Raw genomic sequence first — 390 nt, forward strand, 5'->3', positions numbered from 1 at the left:
TTAGTTGATGATGATTCTCAACACCACAGTTTATATGTCGGCCGTTAGCTCAGTTGGTAGAGCAGTTGGCTTTTAACCAATTTGTCGAAGGTTCAAATCCTTCACGGCCGACCACTTCTTAAATAATTAATTTCCAAATTTATAAGTCAGATAGTAAACAACAAAAAGCCGAGGCTTTTAACCGTTAAGCCGATTAACTCGAAGGTTCAAATCCTTCACGGCTGACCACTTTCTTTCTTAACAAGTACAATGCAAAATTAGCATATTAGTGATTTTTGCATTAGTTGATGATGATTCTCAACACCACAGTTTATATGTCGGCCGTTAGCTCAGTTGGTAGAGCAGTTGGCTTTTAACCAATTTGTCGAAGGTTCAAATCCTTCACGGCCG

Annotated in this window: 2 tRNA genes; both read left to right on the plus strand. The window is 39.0% G+C overall.

Annotated elements, in window-relative coordinates:
- The first annotated feature begins 38 nt into the window (after positions 1-38).
- Positions 39-114: transfer RNA gene (locus H4J70_RS20275), tRNA-Lys, on the plus strand.
- 204 nt (positions 115-318) lie between these two features.
- Positions 319-390 (plus strand) — tRNA-Lys (locus H4J70_RS20280).

Origin of the sequence: Colwellia sp. BRX8-9, assembly GCF_014077245.1 — a bacterium.
GTDB lineage: Bacteria > Pseudomonadota > Gammaproteobacteria > Enterobacterales > Alteromonadaceae > Colwellia_A.